Origin of the sequence: Brevibacterium ammoniilyticum (assembly GCF_038429965.1) — a bacterium.
Classification (GTDB): domain Bacteria; phylum Actinomycetota; class Actinomycetes; order Actinomycetales; family Brevibacteriaceae; genus Brevibacterium; species Brevibacterium ammoniilyticum.
In genome coordinates this window covers 183,535-203,275 of record NZ_BAABNP010000006.1, presented here as the reverse complement: position 1 = coordinate 203,275, position 19,741 = coordinate 183,535, and the positions used below count along the sequence as shown (strand labels likewise).

Below are 19,741 nucleotides of genomic sequence, written 5' to 3'. Positions count from 1 at the left end.
GTGCGGGAGAGCCGTCCGGCGCATTCGGCTGACGGACACATTCCGGAAAAGACCGCGAAACATCCGCTCGTTAGTCTGGCCGCATGAGCGAGACGACACTCACCGGCCAGGATCCCACTGGGAGCACTCAGGCGTCGTCCGGCGGCCCGAGGACCCCGGGCGGCATGAACTTCTACACGCGCAAATGGGTGCGGCCCGAGGACCTCAACGCCAACGGCACGCTCTTCGGCGGCAGCCTGCTGCGCTGGGTCGACGAGGAGGCGGCGATCTACGCGATCGTCCAACTCGGCAACCACCGCGTCGTCACGAAGCTCATCTCGGAGATCGACTTCGAATCCTCTGCCCGGGAAGGCGACATCATCGAGATGGGCCTGGTCGCCACCCACTTCGGCCGCACCTCGCTGACGATGCGGGCGAAGGTCCGCAACATGATCACCCGCAGGGTCATCCTCAGCATCGACAAGCTCGTCTTCATCGGCGTCGACGAGTTCGGCACCCCCATCCCGCACGGCTACACGACGATCACCTACGACCGGGACCGGATGTCGCTGGAGAACGAGTGAACGCAGACCCGCGGCCGGTGCCGCTCAGGCGGGAATCACGCCGAGGCGGTCGAGCTCGGCCCGCAGGTCCTCGGCGCCGGTGAAGACGATTCCGATGAGCCCGAGCTCCCTGGCCGCCTCCACGTTGACCGGCAGATCGTCGACGAACACCGTGCGGCCCGGGTCGAGGCCGAAGCGATCGAGGAGGAGTGCGAAGATCGCGGGATCGGGTTTGATGAGCTTCTCACGACCGGAGACGACGATGTCCTCGAGTTCGGCGATAGCCGGGGCGACGACGGGTGCGTGGTGGATCGTCTCGGCCGACCAGTTCGACAGGCCCAGCAGCCGCACCCCTGCGTCCTTGAGCTCGGCGACGATCTCGGCCATGCCCGGGATCGGTCCGGTGAGGGAACGGGGGAAGTTCTCGTAGTAGGCGGCGACGATCTCCCCGTACGCAGGGTCGGTCGCAGCGGCCCGGGCGACCACCTCGGCGATGGTGGACCCGTTGTCGGCGGAGACGTTGAGGGAGGCGAAGTCGGAGGCTTGAGCGAACTCCTTCCATTCCTCCCGGCTCATCCGATCGGAGAGGGGGCCGGTCTGGTCCCAGCCGATGAGGACCTGGCCGAGATCGAAGACGACAGTGGTGGGAGCGTCGGACATGTGGGCACCGCCTGCGGGTCTGGGGGTTCGGGTCTCCTACGCTACCGACTCGCCCGGTCGCCGGGCCAGGCGCCCGCACATCCGGGCACTCACGCACCCACGTGCCCGAGGACTCACGCGAGGAGGACTTCGATCCCGGCCGCGGTGAGTTCGGCGATCGCATCGGGATCGGCGTCCTCATCCGTGACGAGGACGTCGATGGCCTCGATCGGGCAGATGCGCACGAACGCGGTCCGCCCGATCTTCGAACTGTCGGCCACGACGACGACATGCTTGGCCCGGGAGGCCAGGACACCGTTGATGCTCGCCTCCCCTTCGTCATGCGTCGTCGCCCCGTAGCCGGTGGCGATGCCGTCGACGCCGAGGAAGACGAGGTCGAGGTTGAGCTGGGAGATGACGTCGTAGGCGATCGGGCCGATGAGCTCGTTCGACTGGGGACGGGCCACCCCGCCGGCGACGACGAGCTTGATGTGCTGGCGCACGGTGAGGAGATTGGCGATGTTCACCGCGTTCGTCACGACGGTGAGGCGGGAGTCGTACGTGTGATGGATGAGGTCAGCACGCTGCGCGATGGCCTGCGCCGTCTCGCTCACCGTGGTCCCGCCGTTCATGCCCACCGTCATGCCCGGCTTGACGAGCGAGGCGCTGAGCATGCCGATCCGCTCCTTCTCGTTCGCATGCTGCGCGGACTTGTACTTGATCGGCAGATCGGCGACCCCCGAGGACACCGCGCCGCCGCGAGTGCGGGTGAGCAGCTGCTGGGCGGAGAGATGGTCGAGGTCGCGGCGCACGGTGGCCGCGGACACGGCGAGCCTGTCGGCGAGTTCGCTCACGCTCATGTGGTCGTTCTCGGCGAGGAGTTCGAGGACGGCGTTGAGCCGCTCATATCGCACCGGCCACCTCCTGGGCTCCAATGGCATACCGAATCCTGTGCATGAGCGTAGCACCGCTCGAACCGCCTGAACGGGGTCCGTGCGGAATCCGCACCCGGTGATGACCCGGGGGCAGACGCGAATCGGCCGGTGACAGCAGCGAAGCTGTCACCGGCCGATGCGAATCGATGCGACCCGGTCAGCGCTCAGCGCGCGTCAACCGGGACGATGAAGTCTCTGGGCGTGGAGCTCAGAGGGGGCGAACGGTCGTGGCCTGGAGGCCCTTCTGTCCCATCTCGGACTCGAATTCGACGTTCTGTCCCTCGACGAGCTCGCGGTAACCGGTCGATTCGATGGCGGAGTAGTGCGTGAAGACATCGGCCGAACCGTCGTCAGGCTGAATGAATCCGTAGCCCTTTTCCGCGTTGAACCATTTCACGGTACCTGTGGTCATATTCTTTGTATCCTTATTCAACTGCGACCGCCGGAGCGGTCTTGATGGTCGGATCCGAGACGGATCCGGCTGTTCACACACAGGGGACCGGAGAACGGTCGGCGGATGCCGCACATCGTCCGGCCATGAGGTGTGAGTTTTCCGTCGGAAGACGCGCGAATGAACCGCAGGTCCGACGAAGATCTGGGGGAGGCGTCGGTGCACGACGCGTATGAGAAGAGAGAAGAGGGAAATGTAGCGATGCCTCCAGCCTAACAGAGTCACGGCCGGCGCGGCGGGGCGGCCGGGAAATTCTTCGCCCTGGGGCAGCTGGTCTCACATGGACACCGGTCCGACGCTGAACCGAACCAGTCTCACGCTCAGTCCTACACTGAGACGGTGACGATCACCGAGGTTCTCCCCTTCCTGGCCGGCATCGCCGTCCTCGTGGCACTGACGATCATCATCCTCCGAATCGCCGAGGTGGGGCTCGGGTGGCTGCCCGTCGTCGCGATCCTCCGTGCCGTCGTCCAACTCACCCTCGTCGCCCTGCTTCTGGCCGGGGCGCTCAACGCCTGGTGGTCGGTCGCCGCGTTCATCGGCCTCATGCTCACCACCGCCTCGGTGACCTCCCTGCGCCGTGCACGAGCACTGCCGCGCGGACCGCTGGGAGCCGTCCTCGGCGTCGTCATCGGCACCCTAGTGACCATCGGACTCGTCCTCGTGCTCGGTCTCGTCGACCTCCGCTTCGAACGGGTCATCGCGATCGCCGGCATCGTCTCCGGCAACTCGATGACCGTGGCCACCCTGTCGATGCGCCGGTTCGCCTCCGACCTCCGCTCCGGCTGGGGAGAGGTCGAAGCGTGGCTGGCCTTGGGCGCGCAGCCTCGGCGGGCGAACCGGCGACTGCGGCAGACCGCGGTGCGCGAGGCCCTGCTGCCCAATCTCGATCAGACGAAGAACACCGGCCTCGTCACCCTGCCCGGGGCCTTCGTCGGCGCGCTCTTCGCCGGGGCGCCCCCGCTCGAGGCCGCCCAGTTCCAGATCGTCGTGCTCACAGCCATCATGCTCGCCGGGGCGATCACGGCGGTCGTCGCCACCGGGTTCGCCTCCGGCGTGGCCCTCAAGCCCGTCGAAGCGGAGCAGTGAGCAGATCTGGGAACAGTGCCGGGAGCAGTGCCCCCTGTCGGAATGCGACCTCGCCTCCCAAGCCTGTGAGAACGTGCAGACAGCGTTCATGATCCGGGTTTAGACTGCCCGGATGTCTACGATCGAGATCACCCAGGACAACTTCGAGACCACCGTCAACGACAACTCCATCGTCCTCCTCGACTTCTGGGCCGCCTGGTGCGGTCCGTGCCGACAGTTCGCCCCGGTCTTCGAACAGGCCTCCGAGACCTACCCCGACATCGCCTTCGGCAAGATCGACACCGAAGCCCAGCAGCAGCTCGCCGGTCTCTTCGCGATCACCTCGATTCCCACGCTCGTCGCCTTCCGCGACGGCATCGTCGTCTTCGCCCAGCCCGGTGCGCTCGCCGCCCCGCAGCTCGAGCAGGTCATCACCGCCGTGAAGGACCTCGACATGGACTCCGTGCGCGCCGAGATCGCCCAGCGCGAAGCCGGGGACGGCGCCGCCGAGAGCACACCCGAACAGTGACCGACGGGCCGGCCGGACCATCGGCCGACAACGCCCCCGCCGGGTGGACCCGGTCCGGATCCGCGGCTGACCATTCTCCGACCGTGCCCGGTTCGGTCGCGGAGTGGGAGGAGCACTACTCCGGCGCCGAGGCGGTGTGGTCGGGCAACCCCAACGCCGCCCTCGTCGCCGTCGTCACCGAGTTCGACCTCGCACCCGGCCGCAGCCTCGACGTCGGCTGCGGCGAAGGTGCCGACGTCCTCTGGCTTGCCGGACGCGGCTGGCAGGCGACGGGCATCGACCTCTCCGAGACCGCGATCGCCCGCGCCCGGACCGCCGCCGAGCGCACCGGCATCCGCGCCGACTTCGCCGTCGCGAACCTCGCCGACTGGGCAGATGACGCAGATGAGGATTCCCGACCCCGCCGAGGCGGCTTTGACCTCGTCACCGGATGCTTCCTCCACACCCGGCTGCCCGAGACCCGGGACGAACTCCTCACCCGCCTCGGCGAACTGGTCGCCCCTGGCGGACGCCTCGTGCTCATCTCCCACGCCGGAGTCCCACCCTGGGCGGCAGGCCACGGACACGCCGGCACAGACGCTCACGAGCACGAGGCAGACGACTGTTCCCACGACGGCGGGCACAGCCACGACGGCTTCGACTTCAGCACCCCTGAAGCGGACTTCGCCCTGCTGGAAGCCGGCGGAACAGGCGTATGGGAGCTCAACCTCGGCGAGACCCGCACCCGGTCGGTCACCGGCCCCGACGGGACTCCGGTCGACCTCGAGGACGGCCTCCTTGTGGCAAGGAAAGTTTAGGCATTCTTCACTACACGCCGTAGAGGGCACGGGGGTAGGATGACGCCATGGCTCGGTTCAGCTTCCTCGAGTGGCCGGTACTCCGGCAGTTCCGTTCGTCCGATCCGTCCGGACGCGGTGAGTCCGTGGTGTCGGAGCAGACACGCAACACGGTGCCGCGGACGACGACGGCTGACAAGGTCGTGCAGTCGGTGTGTCCGTACTGCGCGGTCGGCTGCGGTCAGCGGGTCTTCGTCAAGGACGACAAGGTCGTCGGCATCGAAGGCGACCCGGATTCGCCGATCTCGCGCGGGCGGCTGTGCCCGAAGGGCTCGGCGAGCGAACAGCTCGTCAACAACCCCTCACGACAGACCGAGGTCCTCTACCGTGCCCCGAAGGCCACGGACTGGCAGAGACTCGACCTGAGCACGGCGATCGACATGATCGCCGACCGCTTCATCGAAGCCCGCCGCAACCACTGGGAGGACTTCGACGACAAGGGCCATCCCCTGCGTCGCACGATGGGCATCGCCAGCCTCGGCGGGGCGACCATCGACAACGAGGAGAACTACTTCGCGAAGAAGCTCTTCACCGCGGCAGGGGCGATACAGATCGAGAACCAGGCCCGCATATGACACTCCGCCACGGTTCCCAGTCTGGGAACCTCGTTCGGGCGCGGCGGCGCCACCCAGCCGGTGCAGGACATGGCGAACGCCGACTGCATCGTCATCCAGGGCTCCAACATGGCCGAATGCCACCCGGTGGGCTTCCAGTGGGTGACTGAGGCCAAGGCCAGGGGCGCCCGGGTCATCCACGTCGACCCGCGCTTCACCCGGACCACGGCGGTTGCCGACAAGCACGTCCCGATCCGGGCGGGCTCGGACATCGTCCTGCTCGGCGCGCTCATCAACCGGGTCATCGCCGATGGACTCTACTTCGAGGAGTACGTGCGTTCGTACACGAACGCGACGAACCTCATCAGCGACAACTACCTCGACCCCGAGGACCTCGACGGACTCTTCTCCGGCTACGACCCGGAGACGAACTCGTACGACAACTCCTCCTGGGCCTACCAGACGGACGAGGCGGGTGTCGCCCGGCGGGACCCGACGCTTAAGGACCCGCGCAGCGTCTTCCAGATCCTCGCGCGCCACTACTCGCGGTACACGCCCGAGATGGTCGCGGAGAACTGCGGCATCTCGGAGTCCGACTTCGAGTACCTGCTGTCCTCGATCACCGAGAACTCGGGCCGCGAGCGGACGACGTGCTTCGCGTACGCGGTCGGCTGGACGCAGCACTCCCTCGGGGCGCAGTTCATCCGCACCGCCTCGATCCTCCAGCTCCTGCTGGGCAACATGGGCCGCCCGGGCGGTGGCATCATGGCGCTGCGCGGACACGCGACGATCCAGGGGTCGACGGACATTCCGACGCTGTTCAACCTCCTGCCCGGCTACCTGCCGATGCCCAGCGCCGGCGTCCATGACACGTTCGACGACTACGTCGCCGCCGTCGGCACCCCGGAGACTCACAAAGGCTATTGGGCCAACGGCCGCAGCTATGCGACCAACCTGCTCAAGGCCTGGTGGGGTGATGCGGCGACGCCGGAGAACAACTTCGCCTACGACTACCTGCCCCGGATCAACGGCGCCCACGGCACCTATCAGACCCAGGTGCGGATGCTCAACGACGGCGTCGACGGCTACTTCATCCTCGGCCAGAACCCGGCCGTGGGATCGGCGAACGGCCGCATGCAGCGCATGGCGATGAGCCACCTCAAGTGGATGGTCGTCCGCGACTTCAGCCTCATCGAATCCGCCACGTGGTGGAAGGACGGCCCGGAGATCGCCACCGGCGAGCTGAGGACCGAGGACATCGAGACCGAGATGTTCTTCCTGCCCGCGGCCAACCACACGGAGAAGGCCGGCACCTTCACCCAGACCCAGCGGCTCGTCCAATGGCGGCACAAAGCCGTCAATCCGCCGGGCGATGCGCAGAGCGAACTCGAGTTCTTCTTCGAACTCGGCAAGCGGGTGCGGGAGAAGCTGGCCGGCTCCGAGGACCCGCGGGACCGTCCGCTGCTCGACCTCACCTGGGACTACCCGCTCGACGAGGACGGCGAGGTCGACCCCGAAGCCGTGCTCAAGGAGATCAACGGGTACTTCATCGGCGGTGAGCGCGACGGCCAGCCGCTGGAGAACTTCAACCAGATGACCGACGACGGCACGACCGCCGGCGGCTGCTGGATCTACGCGGGCATCTACGCCGGCGGGGTGAATATGGCCGCCCGGCGCAAACCGCGCACCGAACAGGACGAGATGGCCCTCGAATGGGCGTGGGCGTGGCCGGCGAACCGCAGGATCCTCTACAACCGCGCCTCGGCCGACCCCGAGGGCAAGCCGTGGTCGGAGCGGAAGCGGCTCATGTCGTGGGACGAGGACGCAGGCCGCTGGGTCGGACCCGACGTTCCCGACTTCCCTGTCGACCTGCCGCCGTCGGCGCACTCGGATGTGCCCTTCGGCGGTCCCAGCCAGCTCGACGGCGATGACCCGTTCATCATGCAGGCCGACGGCAAAGGCTGGCTCTTCGCCCCCAGCGGCATGGTCGACGGGCCCCTGCCCACGCACTACGAACCGCAGGAGTCGACGGTCGACAACCCGCTCTACCTGCAGCAGAACAACCCGCTGCGCAAGGTGATGCGCCGTGAGGACAACCTCTCCGCGCCCGGTGCCGGCTTCCCCGGCTCCGAGGTCTACCCGTACGTGTTCACGACCTACCGGCTCACCGAACACCACACGGCCGGCGGCATGTCGAGGTGGCTGTCCTACCTCTCCGAACTCCAGCCGGAGATGTTCTGCGAGGTCTCCCCGCAGCTGGCCGAGGAGCTCGGCCTCGAACCCTACGGGTGGGCGACCCTCGTCTCCCCGCGCGCGGCGATCGAGGCCCGCGTGCTCATCACGGAGCGGATGACCCCGCTGCGGATCGGCGGCCGATGGGTCCACCAGATCGGCCTGCCCTACCACTGGGGTGTCGGCGGCGACGGGGCGTGGGTCGACGGAGATTCGGCCAACGACCTCCTCGGCGTGACGATGGATCCGAACGTGTTCATCCAGAACGGCAAGTACGTCGCCGGTACCGCGATGGCGGGCAGGCGGCCGCGCGGACCCGAACTCGTCGACTTCGTCGAGAAGTTCCAGCGCGAGGCCGGGCTGAGCCCCGAATCGGGCAACGAGCTCGTCACCGTTCCCCCGGAGGTCGTCGACGAGGCGGCCGCCGCCGGATCCCCGGCATCCACGGGCGGACACAACGAACGCGGAGGCGACTCCGCCGTCGGCGTCGCCCCCGCCCGCACGTACGGGGCGGACGAGAGCGCAGGCTCCGGTCCCGCCTCGGCGAAGGGGCAGGGCGATGCCACCGGCGGCTCGGACAAAGAGACGTCGGCGTCTGCCGGCAGCCCCGATGCCGTCGGCGGCTCCGAATCCCAGGCGGGCAGCACGGACGATCGGCCGAAGAAGCGCGCCGAGGCGACCTTCGCCGTCGACGGCGACCCGACCGACGGGGACCCCGACTTCGGCTACGACGCCGAGGGCAGGCCCTACCAGCCGCCGGACCCCGACCAGCCGGCGAACGCCTGGGAGTACGAGAAGCGAGTCCGCAGACGCGACGATGAGCGCGCTGAGGAGAAGGAGGAGGACGACTGATGGCGGCACCGACGCTGGATGGCGGCACCGTCGCGGACGGCCACTGGCACGACTCGACGCATCACCGCAAGGGATTCTTCACCGACACCTCGATCTGCATCGGCTGCAAGGCCTGCGAGGTCGCGTGCAAGGAATGGAACCACAACCCGCAGGACGGCAACTTCGAGATCCTCGGGATGTCGTACGACAACACCGGGGAGCTCGGGGCGAACACGTGGCGCCACGTCGCCTTCATCGAGCAGGGCAAGGAGCAGATCGAAGCCGCCCGGGAGTCCGGACGCAAGCTCGTCAGCCTCGGCATGCCCTCGGTGCGTCCCCGCACGGATGAGACGTCCGGGCCGCAGGCGGTTCGCCCGGGTGCGGCGGGAGGCGCGGGTGCTGCCGGTCTGCCGTCGACGCCGCAGCTCGACGTCGACCTCCTCGCCCCCGGTGCCCTCGACCCGGTCGACTTCGACGGCGTCGACACGACCCCGCCGGACACCGCGGACTTCCGCTGGCTGATGTCCTCGGACGTGTGCAAGCACTGCACACATGCCGGCTGCCTCGACGTGTGCCCCACGGGCGCGCTCTTCCGCACGGAGTTCGACACGGTCGTCGTCCAGGCCGATGTCTGCAACGGCTGCGGCACGTGCGTGGCCGGGTGCCCCTTCGGCGTCATCGAACGCCGTGATGACGGCACGATCCGCCCGCCCACGGACCGCGGCGGCGAGGAGTACCCGCTCGACACCGCCGATGTGCCGAACATGCACACGGCGAACAAGTGCACGCTCTGCTACGACCGCCTCGTCGAGGGGCAGACCCCGGCGTGCGCGCAGACCTGCCCGACGACGTCGATCAAGTTCGGCGACCGCGAGGACATGGTCGCCCAAGCGCACGAACGCGTCGCCCAACTCCACGCGAAGGGCCTCACCGAGGCCCGCCTCTACGGAGCGAACCCCAAGGACGGCGTGGGCGGAACCGGTTCGGTCTTCCTCCTCCTCGACGAACCCGAGGTCTACGGCCTGCCGCCGGACCCGCGCGTCGCGACGAAGGACCTGCCCGCGATGTTCGCCACCGCCGGCTTCGCCGCGCTCGGCATGATCGCCGCGGCGGGCCTGTCTTTCCTCGGGAGCCGTCGTTCATGAGCACATCCGAATACGATTCCTACCGTCCCCCTGAGCCCGAAGGCGGCCGGAAGAAGCGTCGCCGAGGCGGTCGCGGGGGCGCCGGCGGTCCGGGCTCTGGTCGCGGGGGCGCCGGCGGCTGGCAGAACCGGGGCGCCGACGGCGGCCGCGAGATGCCGATGGTCGAGGACGTCGAGTTCACCTCCTACTACGGTCGCCCGATCGTCAAGCCGCCGCCATGGGGTCATGAGATCTCGCTCTACCTCTTCCTCGGCGGGCTCGCCGGCGGGTCGACGCTGCTCGGGCTCGGCTCGCAGCTGACCGACCGTCCCGGGATGAGGGCGGCGACGCGGTTGACGGCGATCACCGCGACCGCCGTCGGCGGTGCCGCGCTCGTCAAGGACCTCGGCCGTCCCGAGCGCTTCATCAACATGATGCGCGTGGTCAAGCTGAGCTCACCGATGAGCCTCGGCACGTGGATCCTCTCGGGCTTCGGCGTCGGGGCAGGCATCACCTCCGTCATCGAAGTCGACCGGCTGACCAGGGAGAAGCTCATCCCACTCGGCCCGTTCCGGAAGCTCCTCCACGCCCTCGAACTGCCTGCGGCCCTCGAGTCGGCGCTGTTCGCGACCCCGCTGGCCGCGTACACGGCGGTCCTCCTCGGCGACACCGCGGTGCCGACATGGAACGCCGCCGGACGCAACGGTCTGCCGTTTGTGTTCGTGTCCTCGGCGTCGCTGGCTGCCGGGGGTGCGGCGATGGCGCTCTCGCCGGTGCGGGAGGCCGAGCCGGCGCGGCTGCTCGCGCTCATGGGATCGGCCGGGGACATGTATGCGATGTCGCGGATGAAGAAGCGCATGCATCCCGTCGAGGTCGAGCCCATGGAGGACGGCGAGCCGGGACACAAGCTCCACCGGGCCGAGAAGCTCCTCATCGCGGGGGCCATCGGCGCCGCCGTCGTCGAGGTGGGTGCCCGGGTGTTCGCGAAGAAGCTCGGTTCACGAGCCGGGGACAAAGCGCTCGGTGCGGCCAAGGGAGCGGCGTCCGGACTGGCGTCGAGTCTCGTCTCCGGAGTCGCGGGTCTCACCTCGTCGAATGCCGCCAAGGGTGCAGCCGCGTCGGGGGCCGCGGGACTCGCAGCTTCGGGCGCTTCGACGATGGCTGCGAACAAGGTCGGTCGGAGCTGGAAGACGCGGGCTGTGCTGCGGACGCTGTCCGTGGTCAGCGGTACGGCACTGGCCGCCGCCTCGGCGTACACGCGCTTCGGCGTCCTCGAGGCCGGCATCGAGTCGACCAAGGACCCGCGCCACGTCATCGAACCCCAGCGCGCTCGCCTCGCCGAACGCCGCGCCCAGGGCATCACCGACGACTCGATCACCACCGGCTGGTAGGGGAGCGGCCGGTCGCGGGTCGCTTCGGCTCGTGAATCCTGGACGCTGAGTGCCGATTCTGGAGTCCGAGATCGACACTCAGCGTCCAGGATTCGTGGGCGTGGAAGGCGGCGAAGCCCCGCCCGTCACTCGGCGTGTGCGCCTCACTCACGCTCCACGGCTCACACGATCTGCACGAGCACGCCTCACCCGTGGCGCGTAATCCTCGGTGTGGCTGCACGTCCTACAGTTCACTTCGCACGCACCACCTCGAGCTCGACACACCACCCGTCTACGGGTGGTTCATGCCGCTGAGCATGAGGGCTGCGGGCTGAGCGGTCGGAAGCACCCCGACCGTCGACGGCAATCCGACGATCGGCGGCGCGCCGACGGACGGCCCTATTCGCCGAGGAGGCGGTAGAGTGGTCGTCTTCGGCAGGCGTTCTCGGTCCCTCCGGTGGGCCACGCGGGGGCAAACGACAGCGACAGGTGAAGGTGAGTCGGGGATGAGACGAGAATGGGGGCTTGTGTCGGCCGGAACGGGGGCGGCGCTGGTGTGCTTCGTCATCGTCGGTGTGCTTGGACAGCGCATCACCGACTTCTCCGAGTTCACACCTGCCACGCTGAGCTGGTGGGCCGTCTATTCCCTGATCTTCGCCGCACTCTTCGTCTCGGCAACGGCATGCGCGCGCATCTGGGCATCGGTTTCAGGTGCCTCGGTCCTCGCGACGGTGACCTGCATCAGCGCGTGGGTCGCGGTCTCCTTATTGTTAGTGTTGCCGCTGTTCATCGATGCGTCGTTCGGCTCATCGTTCGATGCGTCGAGCGAGTGGGGCTTCTTCTCTCTCGTGTGCGGCATCGTGATTGCTGGAGCCGCGGCAGCCGTGTCCTTCGGCGCCTCGTGCGTGCAACTGCTTCGGAAGGGCACGCCGGCGAACTGAGCCGGCCGGTCGCTTCGGCCTGCGAATCCTGGACGCTCAGTGCCGATTCTGGAGCCTGAGATCGACACTGAGCGTCCAGGATTCGTGTGCGCACCGCCCAGGCGGCGCCGCGGAACGTCACCCACAGAACGTCACCTGCGGGCGGTAGGGGCCTCCCACAACACGTCGCCGTCGACGATCGTCGTCAGCACGGTGGCCTCGAGCAGCTCGTCGCGGGCCCCGGTGAAGGGGTCGACATCGACGATGACGAGATTCGCGCGCCCACCGGGCACGATCCGACCGACACCATCGGCGAAACCGCCCGCCTCGGCGCCGGCCCGGGTCAGCCCGTCGAGCGCCTGCGCCGGAGTGAACGCCCGCTCGGGATGGTAATAGGCGGTGCCGGGCACCAAGGCAGAGCGCGTGGTCAGCGCGACGAAGAGGTTCTGCGCTGTCTCGTGCGGCGCCGTCGGCGCATCCGTGCCGAGGGCGATCGGCACCCCGGCGGCGCGGAACTTGTGCCACGGGAACCCGGTCTCGGCCCGCCCATCGCCGAGCATCGCCTTCCAATTGCCCATGATCGCCGGATCGCAGTGGACCGGCTGCATCGACGCGACCAAGCCGAGCGCCGCCATCCGCCGAATCGTCTCATCGGTCACCGACTCGAGGTGCTCGATCCGCGGAGTCCGGACCCGCGGGCCATTGACGCGGATGCACTCCTCGACCAGATCGAGCGCGATCTCACTCGACCGGTCGCCGATCGCGTGCATCGCCAACTGGAGTCCCTCGGCATCGGCGGCGACAGCGACCGGGGCCGCGGTCTCGAACGACCAGATCGGCTCGGCATTCGACCCATCGGCATACGGTGCCCGCATGGCCGCCGTGCACGCATCGATGACGCCGTCGAGGATGAACTTCACCCCGACGATCCGGAACGACTCCGCGGCCGGCAGTTCGGCGACGAGGTCGCGCACCTCGGCGGCCCGGGCGACCGCGGCGAGATCGGCCTCCGGATCCCCGGTCGGCCGCAGCAGCCAGTGCGCGGTGACGGGGAACGGCAGTCGCCCGTCGCGCTCGAGCAGCCTGAGGAACGTCGCGAGCTCCGTCTCCCCGAGCGCCATATCCGTCGCCGCGGTCACCCCGTTCTCGAGGTAGACGCGGAACGCCGTGTCGAGGAACCGGTCGCGGTCAGCGTCGGTGACGATCTCGTCGAGGTAGGACCACACGTACTCGATCGCCGCGTTCTCCAGCAGGAATCCGGTCGCCTGGCCCGCTTCGTCGCGCACGATCGTGCCCCCGGGCGGGTTCGGGGTGTCCGCGTCGATGCCCATCGCTCTCAGCGCCGCCGTGTTCACCCACGTCGAGTGGACGTCGTTCGAGTCGAGGACGACCGGGATGTCGTCGATGACCTCGTCGATCATCGCCGCCGTCGGCTCCCCGCCGGGGATCGCTTCGAACATCCAGGATGCGCCGAGGAGGTACGGCGCCTCCGGATTCGCCTCCCGTGCCCGCCGCAGCCGGTCCTGGATCTCCGACAGCGTCGCGGCATCGCGCAGCTGCACCTTGTCCAGGGCCTGTCCGAACATCGCCAGATGCGTGTGCGCCTCGACGAATCCGGGGGACACGAGCGCACCGTCGAGGTCGACCACCTCGGCGCCCTCACCGGCGACTTCGGCGACGGCCCCACCGTCCCCGACGGCGAGGAGGCGTCCGCCGTCGACGGCGACCGCCTCGGCGAGGGGGGCGTGCTCATCCCCGGTGAAGACGGTGGCGTTGGTGAAGACGGTGGTCATGGTGTCCTTCCGTGGTGCGGTTGGGGTGGTGGCTCGCCGAGGCGACAGCTCAGTGGGAGGCGACCAGTCAGTCGGTGGAGGCGGATGGGTCTGCGGCGGCCGGTCGGTCTGCGGCGGCGGGCCGGTCGGAGGTGTCCTCGCCGAGGTGGCTGAGGGTGCGTTCGACGCTCGTGGAGACGCGGGCGATGAGCACGGTCGGAATGATGACGACGAAGCTGACGATGCCCATGATGAGCCCGAAGTTCGCGATCCCCACGGATTCGATGACCCACGCGCCGATGATCGGGGCGAAGCTCGAGCCGACGATGTAGGCACCGATGAGCGGACCCGACCAGCTGCCGCGCGCATCGAGACCGGCGGCGGTGGCGATGAAGAGGACGAACGCGAACGCGTAGACCGTGTTGACGACGATGATGAGGATGCCCAGGGTCTGCGCATCCGTGGTCATGCCGATCCAGATCTTCGTCACCCCGCCGAGGAGGAGGGCGACGGCCAGCGGCACTGCCCGTCCGATCCGGGTGCCGAGGAGGGTGACGACGAGCATCGCCGCCGCTCCGACTCCGGCCGCGGCGCTGAGGGCGAACCCGAGGCTCTGCTCGCTCATCCCCACGGCGTCGCCGAGGACGGGAGCGAGCGTCCACACGGAGTCCTCGCTCGTGCCCCAGACGGGGAAGACGATGAGGATGCCGATGCCGGCGATGATGACGCGCCGCGGGGTGGGCGCGGAGGCCGGCGCCTCAGCGACGATCTCGGCGGTCGAGTAGTCAGGGGTGTCGGGCAGCCACACGGTCACGGCGAGGCTGATGGCTGCGAGCAGCGCGAGCGCCCCGAAGACGGTGATCTGGGCGAGGCCGAGGATCGGGATCACCGCGAGGACGACCATGACGAGGAGGCGGTTGACGACGCCGCTCGTCGCGCTCACCCGGTTGGGGTTGCGCACCGCGGCGATGGCCGCGCCCGAGGCGGAGATCGCGGTGCCCACCCCGGCCCCGCCGGCGATGAACCCGGTGACGACGAGACCGGGGGTGCCGGCGAAGGCGGCGACGAGGAAGCCGGCGATCGCGATGACGAGGCCGATCGAGGCGAGCGTGCGCCGGTGGGCACCGGAAGCGAACCGGGAGGTGGCGAGGCCGACGACCGCCGAGGCGAGCAGGGCCCACGTGAGGATGTTGCCCGAGGCGATGACGTCGAAGCCGACGTCTTCGAGCACGGACATGATGAGCGGAGCGAGATTGGCCATCATCAGCCCGGCGAGGGAGACGAGGAAGATCGACGCGCCGTTGCGCAGCCCCAGCGGTACGCGCGGATCGTCGGCGACGACCGGTGATGATGGACGTGAACTCATGGTGGCCCCTTTGCCGATGGGTGACGCTCTCGGTTAACCGAAAACTTTTCGGTTAACTAGTATGGTGCAGGTTACATCCGCCGGTGTCAATCCTTCGGGGCCGTCGTCCCTTCGGGGCCGTCGGCCGTCGACTCGGAGACACCGGCGCCCCGGTGACACCGCCGACCCGCAGACAGGGAGTGAGCATCCATGGCCCGACCGTCCTCGCCGCTGCTGAGCCGAGAGAAGATCGCGCTCGCCGCCATCGCGATGATCGATGCCGGTGAGGAGCTGAAGATCCAGCCGCTGGCGAAGAAGCTCGGCGTCAGCCTCTCCTCGCTCTACCACCACGTCGACGGCCGCGAGGGCATCGTCCACGCGATGCGGGAGGTCCTCAGCCGCGAGTACGCGTTCGCGCCCCCGCCGGAGGGAGCCTGGCAGGACACCCTGCGGGCCGGAGTCGGTGCCCTGTGGCGGCTCTACGCGGACCATCCGCGAGTGCTCATCCACCTCCTCGGCGTGACGATCCAGGAACCGCAGACCCTGCGCCTCTACGAATCGCTCGTCGTCAGCCTCAGGCGGGCGGGACTGCCCGAGGACGAGATACTGACGACCGTCGAAGTCCTCGACGCCTTCGCCTTCGGGATCGCCATCGACGCGCTCTCGCCGACGGAGATCTTCGCCCCCGACACCCCTGACTCTCCACTCGCCGGCCTCATCGACGACCATCCGACCGGCACCGCACGCAACGAACGGGTCTACCGCACCGGTCTCGATCTCATCATCACCGGCATCGAGGCGCGGGTCAGGTGAGGATTCAGCGGGCGTGACCCTCGTGCGTGAACGTGTTCACCGCACCCGGATGCCCGAACCCGCGACGGTCTCGCCGATGACGGGGTACCCGGGCAGTTCGCCGACGACGAGGAGGCCGCCCGAGGTCTGCGCGTCCGCGAGCAGGAGGAGGTCCGCCTCGGTGACGGTGTCGCCGGCGGTCAGGTGCGGGCGCACCCAGTCGAGGTTCCGGCGGGTGCCGCCGGAGACGTAGCCGGCCGCGATCGACTCATCGACGCCGCCGAGGCGGGGCACCGCGTCCGCATCGATGACCGCGCCGACGCCCGAGGCTCGGCACATCTTGAACAGGTGCCCGAGCAGGCCGAACCCGGTGACATCGGTGGCCGCGCGGATCCCCGCGGCCACGGCCTGCCGGGAGGCATCGGCGTTGAGCTGCGTCATCGTCGCGATCGCCTCGGGGAAGACCTCACCGGTCTGCTTGTGCCGGTTATTGAGGATGCCGACGCCGATCGGCTTCGTCAGGGTGATCGGCAGGCCCGGCTGCGCGGCATCGTTGCGCATGATCGCCTCGGGATGGGCGACTCCGGTGACGGCCATGCCGTACTTCGGTTCGGGATCGTCGATCGAGTGCCCGCCGGCGACCGGACAGTTCGCCTCGGCGGCGATGTCGAGGCCCCCGCGCAGCACCTCGGTGAGCAGCTCCATCGGCAGGACCTCGCGCGGCCACCCGACGAGGTTGATCGCCGTGACCGGGGTGCCTCCCATCGCGTAGATGTCGGAGAGCGCATTGGCCGCCGCGATCCGCCCCCAGTCGTAGGCGTCGTCGACGACGGGGGTGAAGAAATCGGCCGTGGAGAGGACTGCGAGGTCCTCGCGGATGCGCACCGCTGAGGCGTCGTCGCCGTCGTCGAGACCGACGATGACCTCGGGGTTCGTCTGCCCGGTCAGGCCGCGGACGGCGTCCTCGAGTTCGCCCGGGGGGATCTTGCACGCACAGCCGCCGCCGTGGGCGAAACCGGTGAGGCGGTACTCCGTGACATCGCTCGAAGTGTCCATGTGCGCGAGCCTAGCAGGGAGCCGTGGACGAGTTCACGGGGTCCGAATCGTCGTCTGCGCATCCACCTCGGCGACGATCTTTCCGGGGTTGAGATTGCGTCCCGGGTCGCTCGCCCGGAACAGCGAGTCGACCATGAACGCACCGGCGGGGCTGATGTCGTCGACGATCCACGGACGATGCTCGGTGCCGACCCCGTGATGGTGGGACAGGCCGCCGCCGGAGTCGATGAACTCCTGCTGCACGGCATCCTTGACCTGCTGGTACTCCGCAAGAGCGGTGTCCTCGTCGGTGTAGGGCACGGCGAACGTGAAGTAGAGGCATGCCCCGCCGTGATAGCTGTGCGACATGTGGCAGAACATGAAGCCCGGGCCGCCCTGAGACCTGCGCACCTGCGTGAAGCGTTCGTGCACGCGCGCATGCATGTCCTTGAGGTTCGCCCACGTCACCCCCGTCTCGCACACGTCGCCGAAGACTCGGTAGTTGAGGAGGAAATCGCGCAGGTAGGGGGTGTCGAACTTCTTCTGGTCGTAGATCGCTCCCGGCCCCGTTCCCAGGCTGATGCCCCCGCGGCCCGAGACGATCCGTTTGACCTCGGACCGCTCCCGGCCCACGTGCTCCTTCGATCCTTCGAAGCAGACGTAGGACAGGCACATCCCCTCCGTCGTGTCCCAGCCGCGGGCGCGCAGATACGCGAACAGGGCATCCTGTCCACGGGCGCTGACCTTGGACTTCACCGTCGTCGGCTGCGAGACCATGGCGAGGCTGAACCGCGTTTCGGGCCCGTCGGAGAGCCGGGTGAACGTGGGGCTGACCTCGGAGCGTGCGATGTCGTGCATCGCTTCAACCCCGCTCGCCCAATCCGGGTAGAGGTACGCGACGACCTCCCTGACCTCGGGCCTGCGGTGGATCTGGACCGTGCATTCGGTGATGACGCCGAGGCGGCCCTCACTGCCGAGGATCATCTCGTGGACCGAGGGACCCGAGTCCCGACCGGGGATCGGCTTGCTCACGACGACCCCGCGCGGATGGACGACGCGCATCCCGCGCACGATGTCCTCGATGTCACCGTACTTGTCCGACTGCATCCCCGACGATCGGGTCGCAGCCCACCCGCCGAGGGTCGAATAGCTGAACGAGTCCGGGAAGTGCCCCATCGTCCATCCCCGGACATTGAGCTGTTCCTCGAGGTCAGGGCCATAGGCACCGGCTTCGACCCGGGCCAGGCCCGAGTACTCGTCGACCTCGAGGACCCGACGCATCCGCCCGAGGTTGAGGGAGACGATCGGCCGCTCCTCGTCCGGATCCGGGGTGACCGATCCGGAGATGCACGAGCCGCCGCCGTAGGGGATGAGCACGAGGTCGTGGTCGAGGACGATGTCGAGGACCTTGGCGACCTCGTCCTCGCTGCCGGGGTGGACGACGACATCGGTGAGCCGGGGCATGATCCCGTTGCGCACCCGATAGAGATCGGGCAGAGACCGTCCGAAGGAATGGATGACGCGCAGCTCGTCGTCGGTGCTGACATTGACCGCTCCGACCGCCTCGGCGAGGGCGCTCTGCAGTGGGGCGGGCAGCCGGGACGCGGGAACCTCGACCTCGGCGAGATCCGGGGTGCGCGGGCGCGGAGCATTCCACAGGTCGAGGCCGACCTTCTCCTTCGCGATCGCCGCGAACGCCGGCTTCGTCTCCCAGCGGAACTCGACGCCCTCGGCGCCCCAGCCCCACCAGCGGTGCCACCTGACCTCATCGACACTCAGGGGTGCGCTCAATTCCTCATCCTCTCATCCGTGGTGTGCTCTCGATCCTCGCCGAGGCGGTCCCGAGTCCGCGGCCGATGCTGCCGGGGGATCGGGACGGTCGTCCGATGGTGGTGCGCGGTCTGCTCCCGAGCCCGGGTGGAGGTGTGCGGCTCCTCACCCGGAGCGAGCCGCTCGTGCCGGTGAGCCAGCCGCGGCACCCCGATGGAGTCCGCCCCGGAGTCGAAGAGATCCTCGACGAGGCACTGGACGCGGGCGGTGAGCGCAGGCAGCGATTCCCCGGGACGGGGGATGACGGGCTCGCCGAGGACGACGCGCACCGGAGGCCGGCCCGGCACCGGCCAGCGGGCGCCCTTGGGCATCGCCTCGAACCCGCCGACGACGGCCGCGGGAACGATCGGCACTCCCGCATCGACGGCGAGTTTGACCGCACCGACCTTGAAGTCGGCGATGACGCGGTCCCGCTGCCGACCGCCCTCGGGGAAGAGGAGGACGGGCACGCCGGCGCGCAGGAGCGCCCGAGGCACGTCAGAACTGCCGCGGGAGCCTTCGCGGTACACGGGGAAGGCGTTGAACAGACTGCGGACGAAGAGCCGTCTGGACCAGACGGTGAAGAAGTAGTCGAAGGCGACCCCGGTGGCGAGGAAGCGGGCCTGAGAGCGGGGCAGGCTCTGGGCGATGAGCGGCGCGTCGAGATGCGACGTGTGGTTCGCGATGACGAGGAAGCCCTCGTTGAGTCCGCGGACCCGCGGCTCGGTGACCACCGTCGGATTGATCGTCGAGACGACGAGGGAGCGGAAGAGGACACGCTGCAGGAGGGCGCGCAGCAGGGCACGGGGTCGGGAGCGGTACTTCGCCGTCGACACCGGCTGCGGGGAACGGGACGTTTCGGAGGTCATCACCCGCTGTTCGGAGCCGACAGCGGATCCGGATGCCTCCTCGGCGAAGGAAATCCTCCGTGCTGAACTCCGCAGCGATCGCACGCGT

Annotated in this window: 16 protein-coding genes and 1 pseudogene; 9 read left to right on the top strand and 8 right to left on the bottom strand. The window is 68.7% G+C overall.

Annotation, left to right across the window (positions count from 1 at the left end; translation table 11 throughout):
* The first annotated feature begins 164 nt into the window (after positions 1-164).
* A complete protein-coding gene (locus tag AAHA49_RS09260; protein WP_342038087.1) occupies positions 165-563 on the top strand; it encodes an acyl-CoA thioesterase in 399 nt (132 codons plus the stop codon).
* A 24-nt stretch (positions 564-587) separates the two neighbouring features.
* Here AAHA49_RS09260 and AAHA49_RS09255 read toward each other — a convergent pair whose 3' ends face one another.
* From AAHA49_RS09255 to AAHA49_RS09245, 3 genes are all read right to left on the bottom strand, one after another.
* Positions 588-1,202, bottom strand: coding sequence for an HAD family hydrolase (locus AAHA49_RS09255; RefSeq protein WP_342038053.1), 615 nt, complete (start codon positions 1,200-1,202; stop codon positions 588-590).
* A gap of 113 nt (positions 1,203-1,315) precedes the next feature.
* Positions 1,316-2,095, bottom strand: coding sequence for a DeoR/GlpR family DNA-binding transcription regulator (locus tag AAHA49_RS09250; RefSeq protein ID WP_342038052.1), 780 nt, complete (start codon positions 2,093-2,095; stop codon positions 1,316-1,318).
* A 229-nt stretch (positions 2,096-2,324) separates the two neighbouring features.
* Positions 2,325-2,528, bottom strand: a complete 204-nt coding sequence (locus AAHA49_RS09245; RefSeq protein ID WP_009376805.1) for a cold-shock protein — start codon at positions 2,526-2,528, stop codon at positions 2,325-2,327.
* Positions 2,529-2,906: 378 nt separating this feature from the next.
* On the opposite strand from AAHA49_RS09245, the gene AAHA49_RS09240 reads away from it, so the two are divergent.
* The 7 genes and pseudogenes from AAHA49_RS09240 to AAHA49_RS09210 all read left to right on the top strand — a co-directional run bounded on the left by AAHA49_RS09240 (position 2,907) and on the right by AAHA49_RS09210 (position 12,052).
* The gene (locus AAHA49_RS09240; protein ID WP_342038051.1) at positions 2,907-3,656 is read left to right on the top strand and encodes an ABC transporter permease; all 750 of its coding nucleotides are present in this window, start codon (positions 2,907-2,909) and stop codon (positions 3,654-3,656) included.
* Positions 3,657-3,768: 112 nt separating this feature from the next.
* The gene (gene trxA / locus AAHA49_RS09235) at positions 3,769-4,164 is read left to right on the top strand and encodes a thioredoxin (RefSeq protein ID WP_342038050.1); all 396 of its coding nucleotides are present in this window, start codon (positions 3,769-3,771) and stop codon (positions 4,162-4,164) included.
* Positions 4,161-4,961, top strand: coding sequence for a class I SAM-dependent methyltransferase (locus tag AAHA49_RS09230; protein ID WP_342038049.1), 801 nt, complete (start codon positions 4,161-4,163; stop codon positions 4,959-4,961). Before trxA ends, AAHA49_RS09230 begins: the two co-directional genes overlap by 4 nt.
* Before the next feature lie 47 nt (positions 4,962-5,008).
* Positions 5,009-8,173: pseudogene (gene fdnG, locus AAHA49_RS09225) on the top strand (formate dehydrogenase-N subunit alpha); the annotation flags it as partial.
* 464 nt (positions 8,174-8,637) lie between these two features.
* On the top strand, positions 8,638-9,762 hold the full coding sequence (locus AAHA49_RS09220; protein WP_342038048.1) for a 4Fe-4S dicluster domain-containing protein: 1,125 nt from the start codon (positions 8,638-8,640) through the stop codon (positions 9,760-9,762).
* Positions 9,759-11,132 carry an NrfD/PsrC family molybdoenzyme membrane anchor subunit gene (gene nrfD / locus AAHA49_RS09215; RefSeq protein WP_342038047.1) on the top strand — a complete coding sequence of 458 codons (1,374 nt, stop codon included), beginning with the start codon at positions 9,759-9,761 and terminating at the stop codon, positions 11,130-11,132. Before AAHA49_RS09220 ends, nrfD begins: the two co-directional genes overlap by 4 nt.
* Before the next feature lie 485 nt (positions 11,133-11,617).
* Complete coding sequence (locus AAHA49_RS09210; protein WP_342038046.1) at positions 11,618-12,052, top strand: hypothetical protein; 435 nt, start codon at positions 11,618-11,620, stop codon at positions 12,050-12,052.
* Between the two features lie 131 nt (positions 12,053-12,183).
* Here AAHA49_RS09210 and AAHA49_RS09205 read toward each other — a convergent pair whose 3' ends face one another.
* Positions 12,184-13,824, bottom strand: coding sequence for an amidohydrolase (locus AAHA49_RS09205; RefSeq protein ID WP_342038045.1), 1,641 nt, complete (start codon positions 13,822-13,824; stop codon positions 12,184-12,186).
* Positions 13,825-13,891: 67 nt separating this feature from the next.
* A complete protein-coding gene (locus AAHA49_RS09200) occupies positions 13,892-15,169 on the bottom strand; it encodes an MFS transporter (protein ID WP_342038044.1) in 1,278 nt (425 codons plus the stop codon).
* A gap of 189 nt (positions 15,170-15,358) precedes the next feature.
* On the opposite strand from AAHA49_RS09200, the gene AAHA49_RS09195 reads away from it, so the two are divergent.
* Positions 15,359-15,961, top strand: a complete 603-nt coding sequence (locus AAHA49_RS09195) for a TetR/AcrR family transcriptional regulator (RefSeq protein WP_339391485.1) — start codon at positions 15,359-15,361, stop codon at positions 15,959-15,961.
* Positions 15,962-15,997: 36 nt separating this feature from the next.
* On the opposite strand, the gene selD is transcribed toward AAHA49_RS09195, so the two are convergent.
* The 3 genes from selD to AAHA49_RS09180 are packed head-to-tail and all read right to left on the bottom strand — an operon-like array spanning position 15,998 to position 19,653.
* A complete protein-coding gene (gene selD, locus AAHA49_RS09190) occupies positions 15,998-16,996 on the bottom strand; it encodes a selenide, water dikinase SelD (RefSeq protein WP_342038043.1) in 999 nt (332 codons plus the stop codon).
* Between the two features lie 33 nt (positions 16,997-17,029).
* Entirely contained in the window at positions 17,030-18,766 is a 1,737-nt protein-coding gene (locus AAHA49_RS09185; RefSeq protein ID WP_342038042.1) for an FAD-binding oxidoreductase, read from the bottom strand.
* The gene (locus AAHA49_RS09180; protein WP_342038041.1) at positions 18,763-19,653 is read right to left on the bottom strand and encodes a lysophospholipid acyltransferase family protein; all 891 of its coding nucleotides are present in this window, start codon (positions 19,651-19,653) and stop codon (positions 18,763-18,765) included. Before AAHA49_RS09180 ends, AAHA49_RS09185 begins: the two co-directional genes overlap by 4 nt.
* Positions 19,654-19,741: the final 88 nt, after the last annotated feature.